Genomic DNA, 19558 nt, shown 5'->3' with positions numbered 1-19558 from the left:
AGAAGCACAAGATGGATAAATTTTGGTTGCCGTCTCGTAACATCTTAGTGCAGCAGTGTCCTTGTTTTCCGCCTCATAACATTGACTAATAAATCGAATGCATAAGAAACATTGGCTACTTCATCTGAATTACTTTGTCTTAATTCAATGAATTTTTTTAAAGGAGAAATAGCTTGTTGTTTTTCATCACAAAAAAAGAAACATTTTCCTAAATAAATATAGCTTTCTGCTACTTCTGGATTTATATCAATTGATTGAAGAAAAAAATCTTTAGCTATTCCATAATTATTTTCATCAAATGCTTTTACTCCATCGATATGAAACGAATTAAACATGCTCAATCCTATTTATTACCATTAAATAATGCTCATAATTTTATCATATGATGATAACTTATTTATAGGCCTAGTGTGCACGTAGATCCCGTTGCGGATATTTTCTCCCAAAGTCTTATGCCACGAAGGTATTTATTGTCGAACAGTCGAGTGCCAATGGAGCCGAAAAGAATAAAGAGTAAAGTACGTAACTTTTTGATAAATAATTTGCTATGATGGATAAACGGTACAGGCGGGGACGCCGATGACCGTGACGTGATAAAGGGCAGCTTACGCTGCCCTTATCGTTATAAAGACACCCATCACGTCTTTAAATATCCCGGGGTTTGGGGCAGAGCCCCAAGTTGTACCCAAAATAATTAATTATAGATTCGATTGATGAAAAAAGAAGCTGTCCAATATCCGAATAATGTTGGAAAAACTGCTCCATGAATCCAGTCACAAAGTGGTTTGAAAACGGGATTAAGCATATCTTGGGGATTTGATTCTAGTCCAGTTAGGTGAAAAACGTACAAAAGAATAATTGTTATTGCAATTACAAATGGGGCACTACAAAGAGTTCTTATCATGGGCGTCCTTGTTTTATATGGAATTGACTATTGCAATTTAAGCTGCATCTTTGTTGTAGCGATTACAACATATTATTATTTTTAATCAATAGAAAAAACAGAAATTGAAATGCCAATCAATCCAACAACCATCATGGTTTGGAAAAATGCAGCAGGATGATTGAGCAAATGATGCATACCCAGTTGCTGGGAAATCATAGCCCCGATTGCCGTCGTGACCAAGGGCAATACAATGCTTCGGCTTGCTGATTTTAATACTTGTACGCCAGCCGCAAATTCAATGAAATAGGTAAGGCCTGACTTCAGTGATTTTAATTCAGGATCAATGAGAAAATTAGTTAAAAAGACCAAACCAACGACACATAAACCAAGAGCAATGAGATTGCCGATAATGGGCCTTACATTGCACATTTTAATGATGCGGTTAATCATTAATTCGGAGAATGTTGGTTGTGAACGTTTAGTTTTCAGTGCCTGTTCGGTGTCGACTTGTTTCATCCCACCGTCAAATTCGGTTAAGGTATGTTGGGCTTTGAACGTTATGTCGTGGAGTTCTTGTTTGAGACGTTCGTACTCTTGAATTTTTTTCTTTTCATCAATTTGCTGCTGCAGCTCGTTGATGTCTTTATCGGTCACTTGAAGTGCATAATCCATTTTAACCTCCCAGTAATTTTTCCTTTTGATAGAGAAAGGCACCGACGAGTGTGGCTCTTGATAACGAACCTAACCCGGAGTTTTCTATATCAGCACCTAACCTCACTAAATTCCTAAATCGTACGGCATTCCAATCATCGCCGAGCATCTTTTTTATATTTTCCAGGTGACTTTCATTTCTTTTTTTTGATTCAAGAAATGTTTTGCCCAGAGTAAATAGAGCATGTTCTTTACTGACTTCGTCATCAAGCAGCGTTTTTATTTCTTCGAGTAGTTTAGTGAACACCGAAGAATCCATGTACCCTTTTGAGGTGAGCACTAGCCCACTGTACTCCGCATACATCCCGTTAAAAAACTTACTTCGCGAATGATACTTTCGTTCTTTTGTTTGGTTGATTGATAAACGATTCAATACCCTATTTTTTTGCCGAATTAGTTTTTTTTAATCGGATCGTGATTAAGGCTACTCTCAATAACCAAACGATGCTTTTCTTTAATTAAAGAAAATTCAGTTTCAATAATGTGTTCATCTAACTCGAGCAAATTATATTTCTTTGCCAGTTTCGCAATTTTTTCAGCACGCTGTTTATCAAGGTTGTCCAGCCTTGATTGAATTCTACTGAGTTGATCGAGTAATGCTTGCTTTTTAGTGTTTGCTGATGCGGACTTAGTATTCATCGTGTAACTATCCCTTTTATTTTTAATTTATATTAAATCCGCAACGCCTCACTGTCAATAAAAAAACGATGAGCGCAGCGAACCATTCATTCATCCTATGCGCACTTATACATTGCTATGCAATGTGCGCGCGCTATGGTACATTAGTACTTAAAGACATTGAGTGAAACCACGAGTCCCTCAGGTTACCAAAATACCATGGCCATTTATCACTATCATCGCGAAATAGGTAAACGAAGCGCTGGCAAAAATGCGGTGTTTGGGGCCGCCTATATTCGGGGTGAGAAACGAACGTGCGATCGAACCGGTGAGACGAAAGACTTCAGTGATAAACCTGATGTGGTGTACAAAAATACCTTCCTACCCGTAGATGCCCCTACTTGGGCCTTAAGCCTACGCAACAGTTCGGTCATTAATCGTGAAGGCACGAAACACACTGATTTAACGGGTGAACAATTTTCAACGTATGCCTGGAATCAAATTGAGTTTGCTGAAAAGCGGGTTGATTCTCAAATATATTTTCATGAGGATTACGCCCTTCCTAATGCCTTAACTAAAGAACAAGCGATTGAATTGGTTGATGAGTTTGTCACGAATCACTTAGCGATTCATGGTGTATTTTGTGATGTCGCCATTCACTGGGATGAGAACAATCATCACTTTCATGTGTTGATGCCGATGCGTGCGTTGACCGATGAAGGTTTTAGCAAAAAAATACGTCGCTCCAAATCAGAATTGGCTCACGAGGTGAATCGAATTCGTGAAGCTTGGGCTGTGTGTGCGAATGATACAATGCATGCGTTGGGAATTAATGAGCGCATCGATCATCGAAGTTATGAAGCGCGTGGTATCGATTTAATTCCTACAGTAAAGGTTGGAAAGTTCGGCTATTTTCCCGATCAAAGCATTGCTCTGCGTAAGCTGCAGGAAAATGAATTAATTAAAGAAGTAAATACCCACGCCATCCAAAATAACCCAGACATCTTGTCGTCCAAGATTCTACAAGAACACACCGTATTTGATTCAGAAGCTGTGGTTCATGAAATTAACCGCCATGTGATTTTAGAACAACTTCATGCGAACGAAGAACCGGTTGGTGAATACTCCGATCCCATTATTGAACGTTTACTGCAAACCCTTCAAACAGAAGACGGCATTTTTAATGAACGAGCCTTGAAACGAAAAGTGTTAGAACAGGTTCATTCTGAAGATGAATTTCAACGAATTTACACACACATTATTTCTCATGAGCACATCATTTCATTAGGTTTAGGTGAGGATGGACGTGAGCATTATGTTGGGCGAAGTGCTTTTGATTTAGAAAATAATTTACTTAAAACAACCCATGCGTTGTCTCTGCGTTCGACCTTCAAGGTATCGAAAAGACTGGTACGCACCGTGGGAGCTAAGTATGGTTTAAATGCCGCTCAACAACGCGCGCTTTATCATTTGACTCGCTCAGGAAATGTGGCTGTTGTCTGTGGTTATGCAGGAACGGGTAAGACCTACATGCTCAAAGCGGCGAAGGAAATTTGGGAGCAGTCCGGATATAACTTGGTGGGTGTGGCAACCGCAGGTAAAGCGGCTTCTGGCTTAGAAATTGAAACAGGAATTAACTCAAAAACGATTTATGGTTTTTTACGCGCCGTGCAAAACAACACCCTTACTGTGGATAAAAACACCATTTTAATTATGGATGAAATGGGAATGACTTCACTGGATGATATGAGTGCGGTACTTAATATTGTACGTGAGCGTGGGGCTAAATTTGCAGGGGTAGGTGACATCGAGCAAACACAACCTGTGGGTCGCGGCGCACCTCAGCGTGCGATGGTTGAGCTGCTCGGGGCGGTCTACCTTGACACGATTATCCGCCAAAAGGTGGAGTGGCAACGTCAAGCCACCACCTTTTTCGAAACCAATCAAACCGCATTGGGTTTTGATTTATATGAACGCCATGGATGTGTGCATTTACATCAGACCGATGAACAAGCAAAGCAAGAACTTATTGACCGATGGTATACGAATTATCGCTCTCAAAATGAACTGCCGCTTAGTGAATTTATCATGGCCGCCTTTAAGAACGAGACGGTAAATGAGTTAAATAGAATGGCACGCGCGACCCTGGTAGCGCATGGACTCCTTGAACAAGGTACTTTAGTCACCACGGAAAACGGAGCCATACCTATTGCAGTACACGACCGACTGGTGTTCACTGAAAATAACAGTAAATTTGGGGTGAAAAATGGCAGTTTTGCCACCGTGTTGTCCTTTTCTGCAGAGACGAATCAATTAACGGTGCAATTGGATGGTGGCGCTCAAGTTAACCTTGATTGCACTGAGTACCGTAAATTTACCTACGCTTATGCCTCTACAGTACATAAACTGCAAGGGCATACGGCCACGGAATGTCATGTCATGGTGGATGGCCAGGGTTGGGACCGACATAAGTTTCTGGTTGCAGCAACCCGTCATAAACAGTCATTGACCATTCATGCCTCTGGTGAGCAGTTTAACGATTTAGCCCATCTGAAAGAAACCGTGAGTCGACATGGGCTTAATGATGTATTGACTGATTTTCCTGTGGCCTTTGCCGAACGTCGTGGCTTTGATGTGGAGCCTCTCGCTACCAAAGCAGCCCTGGCACTTCAAACCATGAAGCGCCGTGTCTTTAGCCCCATCAGTTATTTATTTAATTACCAGGCTGCACTGGAGCAAGGCACTTCTTCGTATGAGTTATCTCTTAGCGAGCTGGAATCGCGACGAAAAGATGCGGTGGTTGTTGCTGAATTTTGCGATAACCGTCAGGAGTTAGCGGCTCTGCTTCATGAGATGAAGACGCAGAAGGACCTGGATAAGGCCGTCACACAAGGTTTAGTTTATGCCCTACAACAGCGCAACGGGGCTATTGCCGCCACGATTGACGAACATCCTGAGCGTTACGCCATGGCTTTAGAGCGTAATCGGGTAACTCGGGAGCATGTGGAGAAGGCCTTGAAGTTTCATCAAGGCCACCAATTGGTTGCCTCGTTGTTAGACCAGCAGCACAATGCTCAAACCGTTGCCCCAGAAAAAGCTTTTGAACTCGTTCATCAACTGAAAGCCTACTACGGCCATGTGTGTCAGCAACTGCCGGATAAAGAGGCACGCACCGCCTGGTTGCTTGAGATGGAATTGTCTGCAGACATTTATCGACGAGCTCAAGCGCTCGATTCAATGGGACTTGAGCATCGCCCCTTAATCAATGCCGCTACCCGCTATAAAGCACTGGATCAATCCATTGGCGCCCAGATTAAAGCCCTTGCTACGGCAACCGCTCTTGAGAAGAGCGAGTTATACCGTGATGGTGTTTTACGCGATAAGCTCGCCTATGAGCTGGCAGCAAGCCCACATTTTGAGAAGATTGTCGCCCATTTTGCTCTGCAGCCGGAGCGTGTTCAAAAGCATGCAGACAAGTATCGTGACCGACAATTTGTGAAAACGTTTGCTGAATATGAAGCCAGTTCGAAAACCCAAGGCAATCTCATCAAACAAACAGCCGCACATCGAATTAAAAGTGAGCCCAAGCGCTTTGGTATTTATGTTGATGAATTCTTATCTGAGGGCTGGAAGAGCATTAATATTGAAAATTGGTTGTATGAGCAGCGTAAAACAATCGCTCAAGGAAGTCCTGCATTAAAATCCAGTATTCGCACAGTTCGCCAATATAAAGTAGCCGCAAGCAGTGCGTATAGCCAATGGCAAAAAGCAATCGCCCGAAGCCAGAAGGACTCACCTCATAAAAACAAAGGGTTTAAACAAGCACAAGGCTTAAGCTGGAAACGTTCCTTATTAGCCCATGAATTGATGAGCGCCCTGCCCCGCCATGTGGCTGCACTGTCGATGGAAAAAGTAGATACGAATAAGTTGTATCGCCAAGCATTATGCGTCGATTACTTAAGCCGATATCGTGCCGAAACACGCGAGACGCTTAAATTACGTATGGCACATCACATTAATGAACACATCAAAGAATTCCAGGCAGGTCTTGCCGTTTTTGGCTTATACCAAGAAGTTAAAGAGTATGCCGCTCATTTCAGTTACCTTAAACGAATCAAAGAGGCCCCAGAGCAGGAGATTAAATCACTGATTCGCCTGGCGTTGGACTATCAAGAGAAAAAAAGAGAAGCGGGGCTTGTTTGGGGCCAGGTCAAAGCGCTCAAGCAACGCAACATTGATACCCATGGGCTTGAACGGCAAGCAAAACAATTGATGAATCAACGTAATGCCGCAGCACATGCATTGCTGTCCGCTTGTTCCAATCAAGAATGGCTCACTAAAGAAACCACCGGGATTAATTTAGAGGTGAGTCAATTACAGCGTGAAGCAAGTCAACATGAGGCTCATACGTTGATTATGCGCTATTTAGCAGCACCTCAAGAGATTAGAGATTCACTGGCATCTACAATTTTAACGAATAAAGCAGGCTACCACCTGGTCTTTGCTCACAATCTTTCATTTGAAACCCTAACAAAAGAGGCGAAACGGTTTGAGCAGGCACGCCACCTAAACGAAGTCTCCCAGAATACCGATAAACCCGTTGTTGCAAAACAACGTCCCGCTCTATGGGATATTGAGCGCATTACCCAGGCGTTAATGAATAATCCTATTGATACCTACACAGCTATTCTTGGGCAGCCTAAACATCACAAGACCAATCACCTGCGTTTTGATGGAGCCATTGTGGTCGCAACCAAAGGCAGTGATGCGGGCAAATGGTATTCGTTCACTGAAGAAGTGGGTGGTGGGCCAATCAGTGCGATGCAAAAATACCTTAATCTGTCGTTTCCGGAAGCACTTTCTTATGGCGCATCCCTTGCAGGACTTTCGGATTTTGAGGCGAAAATACCAAATGATAAAATCCTCCCACTGCGCCAAGAACCGAAGCCCGTCGCTGAGCCTAAAGTCAATAAAGGGCTTGCATCCGCTCGAAGCATTTGGGATGGGGCGCTTGAGGCTTCCGGAAGTATTGCTGAGCGTTACTTTGTGGAACACCGAAAAATCGATGATATTAATGGAATGGAGATTCGCTATTGGCCAAAAGGGGCTGCGTGGGTTGATTTTGATGAACAAGGCGCACCCATTACGCGAGTTAATAAACTCCCCGCAGCACTGATTGCTGGGCGTAATGCCCAGGGTGAGGTTGAATGCGTTCAACGTATTTATTTAGATGAAAAAACCGCTGGAAAGAATACCTTTTTAAAGGATGCAAAGCTCACCAAGGGCAGTAATAAAGGGGCTCCTGGCGTTATTCAAACCGGTACGAACGGCATTTTGTACATCGCGGAAGGCCCTGAGACGGGTGCGACGATTGCACGTTTTGATAGAAATGCCACCGTGCTGGTTTCATTTAGCGTCAGTAATATTGCCAATATGGTTGAGGTGATTCAAAGCCACAACCCAACACGCGTTTATCTTGCCGCAGATAATGATGGGGAACACGCGTTATCCCGCATCACGACTGAAAAGGCATGCGCTACCTTGCGCGCAGCAGGCATTGATGTGCGTCTCGTGTACCCCAATGCATTGCCTGAAAAACAAAAAACAGACTGGAATGACCTGGTGGTGGTACGTGGTCAAGAGGCATTTAGGGCGGAATTTAAGGAGCAACTGGCAAAGACGCAATTCCTCTATGAAAAGGCAGGTCCTTGTGCCGGAACGCTTGGGGAAAACCTCTTTAAAACGACGGACACATCCCTTGATTTAAGCGATGTCCGCTTTGTGGATTCCATCGCCTACAAGGGGCAAAAAGTTCCCGCCCTGCTTGCCCCACGCACCAACAGTGCCGGCTTATTGTGTGGTGAAACAGTGTATGCGCTATCCGCTGATGGCAAAAAGATTTTAAGCGAAGGAACTAAGAAAGATGCTCCTGGATTTTATATGGCACAACGCGGCACAGGCGAGATGCTTATTATTGCAGAGAGCTTATTGAACGCTAAATTAGCGGTACAAAGAAATCCTCAGGCAACCGTAGTGCTCAGTAAAATCGAGGAGCATGGGCAGCTCCAACATTATTTGAGCGAACAAAAGATTCATCCGATCAAAGTAGCCGTTGTGAGTGAACGTTGCGATCGCGACCAACAAATCCGGATTGCTCATTCCTGTGCTCGCTTTATTGAGGCAGGAGCAGAACTTTATTTAACAAACCAAGAGGCTCGAATGACCCCAATTAATCATGAATCACTTGAGAAGTCGCGTTTAAAAATGAGCTTCGAAAAACTCGTTAGCCTTAAACCGGCGGTGGTTGAAGCAGTTCAAACACCACAAAAACAATTGAATCAATTGACTAAAGAGCATCCTATGTTAAAGCAGTACGAACAGGATTCGAAAGCACGTCTCAAAGTAACGGGATTTGCTCGAGAGCAAATGGAGAAGCAGCTGAATACCTTATGTAAGGAACTGGCGAAAGATAAACACTTAATGGCTACCTTGCAAAAGGAATTACCTCAACTGGCTCATGATATTAAGCAACGAACTCAAAACCTACAAAAACATCCCCGAGGGATTAAATGATGTGTTTGTAGGTTAGGTGGGGAATAGCTTGTATGCATTTAAGCACTGTTTTTTTTGCAGACAATAATGTCACATTTCAATAAAGCCCTGGGATGCTAAAACCATGCTTAGGCTGCTGTAATTCAACAAGCGCCATTGAAAGTAAATTTTTATTCTCAATAGGCAATAAATTAATTTGTTCGAGGAGCGTCGCACACCAAATAGCTCGGTATTCCTCTCGAAATTTTTTTACGCTCCGAGGTATTTTGAAGTTTTTATCAAAAAAATCATTTGCGGATAATTCTTTTTCGCTCCTGCTTGCTGAGATAAGAAACCAAAGAGCCTCCTTATATAGATGCCCTTCCATACTTATTTCTTTCGCGTTGCGGACTAGAAGTAGTTGCTCCGTATTCATGATTTATTGCTCCCCTCGTACCGATGCGCTCATTAGCTGTCTTAACTGGGAGTAGGTTTTATATACGATAAATAAAAATGCCCCGAACGAAATCATCAGGCTGCCCTGGTAAAATAGGGTGGTACGGTAATGGTCTACCTGATCAACATAAGTTAGGAATAGGAAATAAATTATCCAAATTATGAAAATACCAAATGACAGCCCTTTTTTTAAATTAAAATAATTACACAGTACGATACTAAGAAACCCCAGAACCACATAGAAAGGAAGTGAAAAAACAAAAAAAAGTAATTGCGTTCCAGAGGGCTCATACGGAGCGTGGCATATATTATTTGCCATTGTGGAGCACGTTATCATGGTATGCAGATAGATGAGATAGAGAACAAACCCATTGATTATTAATACGCTAAATAAACCCAATACTTTCTTCATACTATACCCTTCCATAAAAAATACTCTTTTAATTGATCGATACTCATTAGTTCTCCTTAATTTGTTACATGCCTCTAATCAAACACCTACAACGGCATGTCTTTGGGTGGTTTTATATGAGGGGCTGTATGACAAAATTTAGGCTTTCCCAAATAGGAAAATGCAGTTACAGGGCAAGTGGTGTAATTTGAACAAACCCACAAGATTGTTTGATTCTTTTGATGTCTTATCATCGCACAGTAACACTCGGTGCACAAAACACACGCTACTTCAGTCATCTTATAACCTCCGGTAACATGATACCTTGTCTTTGTGAGCACCCCATCAAATCGAGCTCCAGCACAAGGTAGGACAAACCATTAAAAATCGGTCAATAAACGATGCAGATTATTCCCGCTAATTAAGCTAATTCCCTTGGGGAGCTGTTGATAGGCTGCAGGCCCGCTTTTGCCGCAATGGATGAAATAGCCTCCATGACACCCGAATGCTTGGATGGCGCGTGAAAAATCATGAAGATGCTGTATCTTAATGTGCTGTTGATAGCGTTTTGCTTGGATTGCAATTCGATGCGTTGAAGGCAGCACCACCATGCCATCGATTCCCCCATCTCCGGTGTAGCGTTTATTGTGGATTACTTTAAGTCCGCGAGATTTAAACGCAAGCAGCAATAATTCCTCAAAGACAAAAGGGTCGAGGGTTCTTATGTAGGAAAAAAGCTTACCCGGGGCCTGTTTGAACTCAGGGCGCTGAAGGGTCTGAAATACGCGCATAGCCTGCCTCACCCGTTTTTGGTGGGATTTTTTTCGGATAAGCACATACAACCAAAAATAGTAACTCAGTGTTGATAAAAGCTGAGAAATCCGTGACTTAGGCTGCGGTTTCCACTCCAGAACTTCATTTAACGTGTTCATTATCTGCATGGGTTCAATCCTATTCATTATCAATCCATTCCAGTTCGTCGCATTCCTCAAACTCCGATTCGTCGTTCATGGTGCTGCTGGCTTGAGGTAGGCTTTTGAGCGTGGCGCGTTTAAAGGGGGTTTGTTGAATGATTTGTTGTGGAACAACGGTTGGAGTACGGGATAAATTGTTCATGGACGGTTCTTTATACCAAATGAATTGTGATGCATTGATGGGGGATGTGCCTGAACGCATAATGAGCGACTGGCTTTGTTTCAGACGCATCACTTCATCGGGTCGCATTAATGGAATGGCCTGATAGCTTATATTTTTGCTGTCATTAACCCCGCCATTGGCTTGATTCGAAATAGAGCGAGATATCACTTTTTGAGTGCGCGTTCCCAGCATTTTGCTGATGTACTCCGCATCGGAAATGTCATCACAGCCATAGGCAATTTTCGTCTTAATGTTCGTAAACGCTTTGGCCTCATCATGGGAATAACGCTCATAGGTCTGTGAGATGTATTGAAACATCAACACACAACGCACGCGGTATTCACGCAGTAGTTTTAAGGAGCGACGTAGGCGCTCAATACGGCCTAGCGATGAGAATTCATCAATGAGACACAATAAAGGATAGGGTTCTTTAATCGGATCGGGGACCTCTTTAATCATTGCAGAAATCACTTGCTGCCAGAACAAGGTGAGGATGGGGGCAAGACGCTCCATGTCCTCATCGGTATAGCCAATATAAATCGTTGTTTTTTCGCTGCGTAAGGTGCGAATATCAAAATCACTGGCACTGGTGGCAGCATCCACAATCGGATCATCAAAAAGCTCCAGATAACCTGAAAACGAAATCAAAATGCTGGTGCGCGTTTCCTCATGGGCATTAATGTAGGAGAAGCCATTACGATAAAACTCAGGATCATAGCACTCGGTTTCCGTAAGCAATTGATTGAGCCAGGCATCAAATTGCTCTTGTTTCACCAAGCGGTTCATTTCCCCTAAGGACGTCGGACGCTCAGGCGTATCCAGTAAATACAGCGCCAATGCTTTGAATAATTTTCGCGATTCCTTAGCCCAAATACCGGCTTCTTTAGAATTATCAGGAATCAGGATGTGGGCGGTGCGTTGAATGTCGGTAATGCGCAACAGTTTATCGCTTGAGATAAACGACATGGGGTTATACCGATGAGTAAATCCTTCTGCATTGGTGAGTGACCAACAAAAACACTTATGGCCTAAGACCTGTTCGCGATAACCTGATGTGGTTTTAAATAAGGACAGCTTTAAATCATTACACACCATCGAATAGGGGTAATGAAACAGATTCGGGATAGCAATTGAGCTCGTTTTACCGCTTCCTGTAGGGGCAAAGGCTAAAACATGTTCAAAGCCATTTGAATACAAAGGTGTACCTAAGGTTTTACCAATAATGATGCTCTCATCCTTCTTATCTAAAAAACCTTCCTTTTTAATCTCAAAGCCATTGGCAAAATGAGCATTCCCCAGTGCTCTACGCGCGGGACGCCAGCGTTCAAAGGCCCAAACACTCCCAAAGCACATCAACAGTAGAAACGATGCTCCTTGTGCCCAAATCAGGTGATTTAAGTCATTGGGATTATTTTTTAACGCCCATAACTCAGGAATAAGTCGTGTAAGTTCCAACTCATAGCCCCAGCCCAGCTCAAAGAATAATAACCCTAAAAGCCCGCTGAACATGGCGAAGAAAATACCCCCGATGCCAATCAAACTCAGATAACGATAAAATCCTTTGCTCACATACCCAAGCCCCACTCCCAGTAAGGGAATAACCACCAGAGCACCGAAGACCACCTCAGAATAAAACCCTTTTTTTAATAAAACCATCCAATGCCAAGGATAGGGGATAAGCTTTAAATCCAATGCATGCAATGCGAGTGCACTCATGAACTCCATACACCCCATCACAGCCAAAAGAAGAATCATTCCCTTACCGTGTCTGTTCCTGTTCATCATTACCCCAGCGTGTAGGTTAGGCCTAAAAGGAGTGCGCGTTGAATGGGAATATTGGAAATATGCCCACTCTCTGTAAGTGGATTTGCGCGGATTTTAGGATTGCCTCCACAGAGGTATTGGTAGGTCAGCGTAATCTCTAAATGCGAATTGGCCCGATAGCCAAGTCCAGCTTGAAACTCGGGCTTGGTTTGTGACACATCATTAATGGACTCTCTATCCAGTTGCAATTGACGATAAGCAACGCCTGCTTTAGCCGTGGCGTATAAAGGAAGGGCACTGCTGATGTTGGGCGATTTGACGGTCAACAGCACATCAATCATCGGTTTGATGCGCCCCTCAATCCCCACACCACCCAGCGTGTCAATCGTTTCTTTGTCAGCGGTAAAGCGCATGGCATTTCCAGATTGTATTCCAAGCTCCACACCGAGGTATTGGATTGGCATGTATTCAAAAGACAGACGACCAATTGCGGATTCCCCATGATGGGCCTCGGCATCTAAGGTGGATTGCAAGCCCATGCTTGCGTTGATATGCCAGGGCGTATACGGCTCTGGCGCATTATTTATTTTCGCTTGCACTTGAGTCATTGACAGTACACCCAATAGCGTCACCACACTGCTTTTTATAATAAAATTCATGGTACATTCCTTACTTGATTAATGAATTAAAAGCGACTTACTGCACGCACCTGTCCTTGCGTACTGTCTTTTTTTAAAGCCACTTGTTCGCCCGTAGAAAAATTTTGCATCCAGGCAGTAGACGCACTCTCTTCAGTCGAGCTCCAATAAAAATCGGGGGCAAAATGAGCAAAGCCTTGTTGGCTTAAGTTGGTTCTCAGTAATGCTAATTCTTGGATGGAGGGGAGATACCAGGCACCATAACAGGTCACATTCAACGCAGAGGGTGTGGTGCACGATGTTTCGCCATCTTCCTGAACACGATATTTCACCGCCATGAGTGCTGCAAAATTACCTGATTGATGGTCTATTGTTTGCTGAGCAATAATGATGTTGGTATTGCCCTCTCCTGCCCCAATTCCATCAGCACGCGCATTTGTCACCTTATTGCCGCTGACACCATTTCGCCACTGCATGCCTTGGCCGTGATTAATGTCCTGCTTGGATGCAATAAGTCCATGCGCTCCGGTTTCATCCAGCCAAAAAATAATGCCCCCGCGATACAGCTCCCCTATTTGATGGGTTTTATGGAGCACTTTAATCACATTCCCCTCAATGGAGATGCCATCGCCTGCAGTGTACTCACCGGGTTCTCCTTTCTCGCCGCGCGCCCCTGGAACACCTTGTACTCCTTGTATTCCTGGCTCTCCTTTTTCTCCTCGCTCACCGCGCACCCCTGGTGCACCAGGTACTCCCCGCTCCCCTTGTTTTCCATGGGGAATATTGGCGATTTGCGTTTTCAATCCCTCAATTTCTTTGTCTATGACGCGAAGACGTGAGAGCAACCACCATTCACCTGCATCTTCTGCATAGGTGGCACAGGATGCAAAGATACTCATAATCAGTAACAAAATTCGACTCATCATTGGCTCCTAACCTCATTGGGTTTCTGGTTAATAATTAAAAAGAACGTATGGCTCTGACGTGCACAATCCCTGTCGACTTGTCCAGCAGCAAAGGAGTTCCCACCACCTCTTGTGCCCAACTTTCGGTGACACTCGATTCGGTAGAGCTCCAATACGGAAGCGATGCTAATTGGTATTTTGAGGTGAGGTTGCGTCGCATGAGGTCCAACTCATAAAGGGAAGGTAAATACCACCCGCCATAACACATCATTGAAGGTTTCACCGAGTAAGGACAGGGCGTGGTTCCATCGGCCAGTACGGAATAATTCAAGGCAGCTAAGGCTGCAAAATTCCCCTCTTGATCGTCCACTGTTTGCTGGCTAATAATCAGGCGGGTATTGCCTTCGCCAGCACCAATGCCATTGGCGCGGGCATTGACAATTTTTTCACCACTCACGCCATTTTGCCATTGAATGCCCTCGCCCTTGTTTGCGTCACGAAGAGCTGCAATAAGCCCATGCAAACCGCTGTCATCGACAAAGAAAATCACACCACCTTGATAGCGCTCACCAAGTGCATGCGTTGGGATGCGTTGGCTTGTAATTTGAGTGGCTAATCGATTAATTTCACTCTTTAGCGTACTCGTTAAGGTGTTTACCGCCTCGCTAATGCGTTGATTCACATAGTCCGTTGAGGCGGGATTTGCTTGTAGCGTGTGCGGCACACAGAGTGTGGCGCCTAATAAAATACTCGTTAAATAATGGTTCATCAGTGGTTCCTTAATGGTTCATGTGGGCGTGTTTGTAATAAATCGAATCGGCAAACCGTTCGTTGGGATCTCTTGCTACCTGGATGATGACGTCAATGACCTCATGGAGTTCCCTCAGAATGTCCTCATCGCGCATGCTGGGTACGTTGTTGCGCTTGTAGAGTTGCGTCATTCGCATGAAGGCGATGCGTGGGTTATTGGCATGAATGCTGGTGATGGACCCTTCATGTCCAGTGGAGCAGGCACTGATAAAATCAAGAACTTCCGCTCCTCGAATTTCACCCATAATCAGTCGGTCAGGGCGCAGTCTTAAGGAGCATTGCACTAAGTCCTGCATACTTAACCCGTTGACCTGTCCCTCCCCTTTTTTGGGCGCACGTAAGCTCACCAAATTTTGGTGAGGAATGACTACTTCATACGTGTCTTCCAGGGTAATAATGCGCTCGTGGTGTGGAATATTGCCAATGCAGGCATTCAAGTAAGTCGTTTTTCCTGAGGAGGTTTGGCCTGAGATGACTATGTTTTTCTTTGCCTCTACGGCCAAGGCAATGAAATCACCCCACCTTCCTTTTTGGTGAAGGGATGCCAAAGCCAAATCCTCCTCACTTAAGTGCTCTTGATTGTCCGCATGTAAATTAAAAGGCCGTGCTCGGTCATAAAATGCGGATTGTTTGTACTCCTCCAGGGTCATTTTTTTTATGGATGGCCGACGTATGGATAAGGTATGAAAACGTGCTGCCGGTGGAATCACCAGCTGCACCCGTGACCCATCGTATAAATTTCCTGAAAGCATGGGCATTTCTTCAGACAGGCATTGCCCATTTTCATTCGCAATAAACGTAAATAACCGTCTCAGATGCATGGGATCGAGTGTTGGGATCGTGTGACACTCCATAACCCCATGCCGCTCAACAAATACTTCATAGGGTTTGTTAATGAGAATCTCACTCACGGCCTTATCCTGAAAAAACTGCTTCAGAGGAGATAACAGACCTTCCGAGCCTGGAGTGAAATAGTTGTTCTTAGCCACTACTTCCATAATCCACCTCCAACACGACCTGATGGTGCCGCCGTATCCAAGACGGCCCCTACCGAACTGAAATCTAAATCGTGGGCAACAAATACATTAATACGCGCACCCTGGTTGATGGACAGTGTGGGCTTAATGCCAATGTTGTCTTCTAAGGTTTGACTTGCGGTTTGTTGTAAGCTGCTGGCAACGCCCATGCGGTATTGAGATTTGGAATTGTACTGGTCCTGACTGCCAACCCCTCCGATGGCGGTATACCCCCCAAGAATGGACAGCAACGCACTGGCTCCAAATCGTTCCAGGAAGTGGCGCTCAACCACATCGGCTCCCAGTCCCGCACGTCCTATCGCATCCGTTCCGGGGCTATTGAGGGTGACAATCACGCCATCAGAACGCTCAATGCGATTCCAAATCATCAGCAAACGGCTTTGCCCTTGTACGATTCCTGAACTGTATTGACCGACAATGGTTGAACCGCTGGGAATGAGTTTATTTACCCCAGACAGGGAATAAATATCTCGGGTGGTGATGGCACGTACCATCCCTGGCAAATCCGAATTAATGGCCACCTCTAAGGTCGCAGGAATTATTTCTCCAGCAGGAATTGTGTACGTAGGGTGCTGGATGTGTTTTGCTTCAACGGCAACAATGTCCTCTTGCTGATTCATAAATTGAGCATTCGCGCCGGTTCCAGCAAGCGTTCTATGGCTCTCGTCAGCATCTCCGGAGGTACTGTCTGCATTGAAACTGGACGACTCGGAGGTAAATGAGTTTGACGCATTCATGCGTGCCATCAGTTCCTGATTTAATTTAGGCGCTGATTGGTTTTTACTGCGTAGCCTCGGCGGATGATTGGGTCCACGATGGGGAGCGGAGCTCACGGTCGCGCGCAGAGCATTCTCCGCATCCGTTCTCATTTTCGCAATGAGCTCAAGATTCTGCGCCAGGGTTTCATGAACAGTAGCCCCTGATTGGTTTTCGTTTTCAGCACGTGCCTCTTCTTTGGCGGGTAAAAACATCAGTACCAAGACCACCAGGGAGAGGACAACCACACCCAAAAACATCAGTTTGTCTTTTTTCTTTTTTAATGCGCTGTTGGGCGTGACTTGTGAGCGTTCGCGAGCAGCCTTTTCGGCGTCATTTAATTCATTGTTGTTTTTAGAACTCATGCGGGTCTCCGGCCTTGTTGAATGCGAGTAATTTCATTGGTATTAAATACCGAGGTCACAATACCCCCATTTCTCAGCGTAAATTGGGGGGCAATACGTTGGACAATCAGGTAGTTGCCTTGGCGTCTGATGTTGACGGTTGATTCCTTTCCTTGTCGGTCTTCCACGGCAAAAATGGCAGGAACCGCCTGATTTTTTGCCAGTTCAAAATAGGTAAAGGTGCCGTCGTCAAAAACGTGCACGGGAGTCAGTTGCGTACTGCCGCTAAATCGGTAATTCCAATTGTATTTCTCAGGATTTTTCTGGGGATTAATGACTTCTTTTTGCGCGCGCATCGCGGCATTTGCGCGGGCTTTCGACTCACGGAGTTCTTCTTCCGGGTAAATAAACTTAATGGCAAAGGGACGTAACGTCATTTGTTCATCCAGCGTTTTATTACTGGTGACATGGAAATAATACGTGTGCTTGTTGCTCACAATCGTGATGTTGGAATCCGACCCTAAAATAGTGGGTTTGATAAACACACTGTTTCCAATCATTGGGTGGCGGGTGACCATCCAGGCCGCACTGTCCCCACCTTGGATGTCGATGATGTGCTCCTCTTTACCAAACACCACTTGAGTTGCGGTGAATGCTTTTCCGCGCAACGGCACCACGTTATTGTCTTGATAATTGACCCGGAAAATACGCCCATCTTGAGAATAGGCTTTCGGGGTATTTTGTGCGACCCCCTCAGTCTGCGGACTTATCAGCAATGCCGCTGCGGCCAATGAGTTTAATAGCATTCGGTTCATGGGGTACTCCTTATTCTTTTGAGTCTTCATTAGACATTCCTAAAGGTTTTGTTGTAGCGGATCACCTGAAACCCATCCCAGTTGTGCCAGCGCTCTAAAGGCGAGGTACTTGGGGTGACGTAGTGCCAGGAAATGAGCGCACTGTAGTGATGAGCTATGGGTTTTCCATGCTCTTTGTCCGTGTCCGTTAAGGTAAACACCACTTCAGCCACGTTTTGGTGATTTTTAGAAATGTCTTGTTCGTTAAACAAGGTGGCATCAAGAAAGTTAATGCTGTAGATGTGTACCTGGCGATGAGCATTCGCACCCAGAAGATTAATCGGGGCCTCTTTGTTGTTTTTGTCTTGTTCCTGTAGGTATTCTTCACCCACCGTACTGTTGGACAGCAAGCCGATTAAATCAAATTGTGCTCGATAACTGCTGCTGTCATAGGATTCGCGATTGGTTACGTAGCGCACAATATCCGATTCAACCTGAGCCTTATTCATGGGTGCATTGGTGTTGCTCAGCGGCTCAACCGTTGTGATGCCGTTGTCGTAATGATGCACCAGCATGGGCACCAAGGTTTGGTAATTGGCAAGTACGGCCACGGCAAGACAGGCGGCCATGTTCAGCCCCATGGAGAGCACAAAAGCCAACTGATACCGGTTTCTTGATTGCTGCAGTTGACTGAAATTATCATCCGCCCAAGTTCTTGCCCGACTGAAATAATCTTTAGGCGTGTGTTTCGTTTTTTGAGTCATTAGAGTTCACCTCGCGTTGCATAATGAGTGGTGTCTTGAAGGCCATTTTCTTGGGCATTGGAGCCCCCTGAATTGCTTTTAGACTGCGGAGAATCTTTCATTTTTTGATACGAATTTTTCATCATCATCAATACCCCAGCCGCACCACCAATGGCCGCCGCGGCCATGGCACCACCACCTGCGGTGTGACAAGCCCCGCCAATGTGCTTGGCAATCAATGCAGCTTGAGCCAGTAAGGCCGTACACAATAAGGCCACCAGGAAAATAGGCGCCCACCCCACACTGTTCATGCTCTCGGCTTGTTCTGGGAGATAGCCCGCAATTGAGGCGTGAATCAGGCTATTGGATAGACCAATCACCGTGGAGACAAAAATGATGACCAGGGAATAGCCAATCACCTGGCCAAGCCAGCGATCAAAAAAGGCTCGTGTTTTATCGAAGAGGACAAAGATGATGAATAAGGGAGCTGTTGCCAGGCAAATCGAGAGCAAAATTTTAGCCCCAATAATTTCATACAGTGCAACCACGGTGACCAACGTCCCGGATAACCAAATAAACAACGCGGTTAAAATAGGCCACCAGTTTTTTAGGGATGCTTTTTTGATGGTCCATAAGCCCACATGAAAGACATCAGTAAATGAGGTTTGCAATCCTTGCGCAATCGATTTGCCCGCCAGCGGTGTGTGGGTGGCCTTCATTATGGCTGAGCCCAACTGCCCTGCCCCCGTATCAAATAAGCCCACCACATATTCTGAGAAATGCCCCCAACTCATGAAAAAGAAGTAAATAAATCCCATGCGAATAATCCATTTGTACAGCTCTTTCATTGGGGCCTTAATGAATCCATAGGTAATGCCATAGCCAATGAGCACAATCGATAAAGCGCCTACTGCAGCCAGTGGCCCTTTCAATGCAAGCGTCAGAGCGTTATACCCATGGTGTACAAATTCAACCATTAACGTATCAATTTGGCGTACCAAGCCTGTGACTACGGTGTCGTAGTACAAAAAGCCCAT

The 19558-nt window shown here is 44.9% G+C and carries 16 protein-coding genes; 1 reads left to right on the top strand and 15 read right to left on the bottom strand.

From position 1 onward, the window contains the following. Window positions 1–44: 44 nt before the first annotated feature. The 4 genes from ACD661_RS16330 to ACD661_RS16315 form a co-directional block, all read right to left on the bottom strand. Window positions 45–335 carry a hypothetical protein gene (locus ACD661_RS16330; protein WP_400188913.1) on the bottom strand — a complete coding sequence of 97 codons (291 nt, stop codon included), beginning with the start codon at window positions 333–335 and terminating at the stop codon, window positions 45–47. Window positions 336–985: 650 nt separating this feature from the next. Further along, the gene (locus ACD661_RS16325) at window positions 986–1558 is read right to left on the bottom strand and encodes a hypothetical protein (RefSeq protein ID WP_400188912.1); all 573 of its coding nucleotides are present in this window, start codon (window positions 1556–1558) and stop codon (window positions 986–988) included. Between the two features lies 1 nt (window position 1559). Continuing rightward, window positions 1560–1844, bottom strand: coding sequence for a hypothetical protein (locus ACD661_RS16320; RefSeq protein WP_400188911.1), 285 nt, complete (start codon window positions 1842–1844; stop codon window positions 1560–1562). Window positions 1845–1990: 146 nt separating this feature from the next. Further along, window positions 1991–2236: a hypothetical protein gene (locus tag ACD661_RS16315; protein WP_400188910.1), complete on the bottom strand. Its 246-nt coding sequence runs from the start codon at window positions 2234–2236 to the stop codon at window positions 1991–1993. 198 nt (window positions 2237–2434) lie between these two features. Here ACD661_RS16315 and ACD661_RS16310 point away from each other — a divergent pair, with 198 nt between their 5' ends. After that, entirely contained in the window at window positions 2435–8788 is a 6354-nt protein-coding gene (locus ACD661_RS16310) for an AAA family ATPase (protein WP_400188909.1), read from the top strand. 76 nt (window positions 8789–8864) lie between these two features. Here ACD661_RS16310 and ACD661_RS16305 read toward each other — a convergent pair whose 3' ends face one another. From ACD661_RS16305 to ACD661_RS16255, 11 genes are all read right to left on the bottom strand, one after another. Continuing rightward, a complete protein-coding gene (locus ACD661_RS16305; protein ID WP_400188908.1) occupies window positions 8865–9182 on the bottom strand; it encodes a hypothetical protein in 318 nt (105 codons plus the stop codon). A gap of 791 nt (window positions 9183–9973) precedes the next feature. Beyond that, entirely contained in the window at window positions 9974–10552 is a 579-nt protein-coding gene (locus tag ACD661_RS16300) for a restriction endonuclease (protein WP_400188907.1), read from the bottom strand. Further along, on the bottom strand, window positions 10545–12446 hold the full coding sequence (locus ACD661_RS16295) for a type IV secretory system conjugative DNA transfer family protein (RefSeq protein ID WP_400188906.1): 1902 nt from the start codon (window positions 12444–12446) through the stop codon (window positions 10545–10547). The genes ACD661_RS16300 and ACD661_RS16295 overlap by 8 nt, the downstream gene beginning before the upstream one ends. Window positions 12447–12514: 68 nt before the next feature. Continuing rightward, window positions 12515–13153 carry a hypothetical protein gene (locus ACD661_RS16290; protein ID WP_400188905.1) on the bottom strand — a complete coding sequence of 213 codons (639 nt, stop codon included), beginning with the start codon at window positions 13151–13153 and terminating at the stop codon, window positions 12515–12517. Window positions 13154–13179: 26 nt separating this feature from the next. After that, the gene (locus ACD661_RS16285; protein WP_400188904.1) at window positions 13180–14058 is read right to left on the bottom strand and encodes an Lcl domain-containing protein; all 879 of its coding nucleotides are present in this window, start codon (window positions 14056–14058) and stop codon (window positions 13180–13182) included. Window positions 14059–14092: 34 nt separating this feature from the next. After that, on the bottom strand, window positions 14093–14806 hold the full coding sequence (locus ACD661_RS16280; protein WP_400188903.1) for a lvrE: 714 nt from the start codon (window positions 14804–14806) through the stop codon (window positions 14093–14095). 10 nt (window positions 14807–14816) lie between these two features. After that, window positions 14817–15845: a P-type DNA transfer ATPase VirB11 gene (virB11, locus tag ACD661_RS16275; protein WP_400188902.1), complete on the bottom strand. Its 1029-nt coding sequence runs from the start codon at window positions 15843–15845 to the stop codon at window positions 14817–14819. Continuing rightward, the gene (locus ACD661_RS16270) at window positions 15836–17005 is read right to left on the bottom strand and encodes a TraB/TrbI/VirB10 family type IV secretion system protein (protein ID WP_400188901.1); all 1170 of its coding nucleotides are present in this window, start codon (window positions 17003–17005) and stop codon (window positions 15836–15838) included. Before ACD661_RS16270 ends, virB11 begins: the two co-directional genes overlap by 10 nt. Beyond that, window positions 17002–17799 (bottom strand): P-type conjugative transfer protein VirB9, encoded by a 798-nt coding sequence (virB9, locus tag ACD661_RS16265; protein WP_400188900.1) that lies wholly within the window; start codon window positions 17797–17799, stop codon window positions 17002–17004. Before virB9 ends, ACD661_RS16270 begins: the two co-directional genes overlap by 4 nt. Window positions 17800–17828: 29 nt before the next feature. Next, window positions 17829–18542, bottom strand: a complete 714-nt coding sequence (locus ACD661_RS16260; protein ID WP_400188899.1) for a VirB8 family type IV secretion system protein — start codon at window positions 18540–18542, stop codon at window positions 17829–17831. Further along, window positions 18542–19558: a TrbL/VirB6 family protein gene (locus ACD661_RS16255; RefSeq protein WP_400188898.1), complete on the bottom strand. Its 1017-nt coding sequence runs from the start codon at window positions 19556–19558 to the stop codon at window positions 18542–18544. The genes ACD661_RS16260 and ACD661_RS16255 overlap by 1 nt, the downstream gene beginning before the upstream one ends.

It is taken from the genome of Legionella lytica, from assembly GCF_044626755.1.
GTDB lineage: Bacteria > Pseudomonadota > Gammaproteobacteria > Legionellales > Legionellaceae > Legionella > Legionella lytica_A.
The sequence above is the reverse complement of the archived record's forward strand: the minus strand, read 5'-3'. Positions and strand labels throughout refer to the sequence as shown.

Bases quoted from the DNA above. Each gene is read 5' to 3' on its own strand.
- ACD661_RS16255 (WP_400188898.1), bottom strand. From the start codon at position 19,558: ATGGGCTTTTTGTACTACGACACCGTAGTCACAGGCTTGGTACGCCAA.
- ACD661_RS16295 (WP_400188906.1), bottom strand. From the start codon at position 12,446: ATGAGTGCACTCGCATTGCATGCATTGGATTTAAAGCTTATCCCCTAT.
- ACD661_RS16260 (WP_400188899.1), bottom strand. From the start codon at position 18,542: ATGACTCAAAAAACGAAACACACGCCTAAAGATTATTTCAGTCGGGCA.
- ACD661_RS16300 (WP_400188907.1), bottom strand. From the start codon at position 10,552: ATGAATAGGATTGAACCCATGCAGATAATGAACACGTTAAATGAAGTT.
- ACD661_RS16315 (WP_400188910.1), bottom strand. From the start codon at position 2,236: ATGAATACTAAGTCCGCATCAGCAAACACTAAAAAGCAAGCATTACTC.
- virB11 (WP_400188902.1), bottom strand. From the start codon at position 15,845: ATGGAAGTAGTGGCTAAGAACAACTATTTCACTCCAGGCTCGGAAGGT.
- ACD661_RS16270 (WP_400188901.1), bottom strand. From the start codon at position 17,005: ATGAGTTCTAAAAACAACAATGAATTAAATGACGCCGAAAAGGCTGCT.
- ACD661_RS16280 (WP_400188903.1), bottom strand. From the start codon at position 14,806: ATGAACCATTATTTAACGAGTATTTTATTAGGCGCCACACTCTGTGTG.
- ACD661_RS16310 (WP_400188909.1), top strand. From the start codon at position 2,435: ATGGCCATTTATCACTATCATCGCGAAATAGGTAAACGAAGCGCTGGC.
- ACD661_RS16290 (WP_400188905.1), bottom strand. From the start codon at position 13,153: ATGAATTTTATTATAAAAAGCAGTGTGGTGACGCTATTGGGTGTACTG.
- virB9 (WP_400188900.1), bottom strand. From the start codon at position 17,799: ATGAACCGAATGCTATTAAACTCATTGGCCGCAGCGGCATTGCTGATA.
- ACD661_RS16285 (WP_400188904.1), bottom strand. From the start codon at position 14,058: ATGATGAGTCGAATTTTGTTACTGATTATGAGTATCTTTGCATCCTGT.
- ACD661_RS16330 (WP_400188913.1), bottom strand. From the start codon at position 335: ATGTTTAATTCGTTTCATATCGATGGAGTAAAAGCATTTGATGAAAAT.
- ACD661_RS16305 (WP_400188908.1), bottom strand. From the start codon at position 9,182: ATGAATACGGAGCAACTACTTCTAGTCCGCAACGCGAAAGAAATAAGT.
- ACD661_RS16325 (WP_400188912.1), bottom strand. From the start codon at position 1,558: ATGGATTATGCACTTCAAGTGACCGATAAAGACATCAACGAGCTGCAG.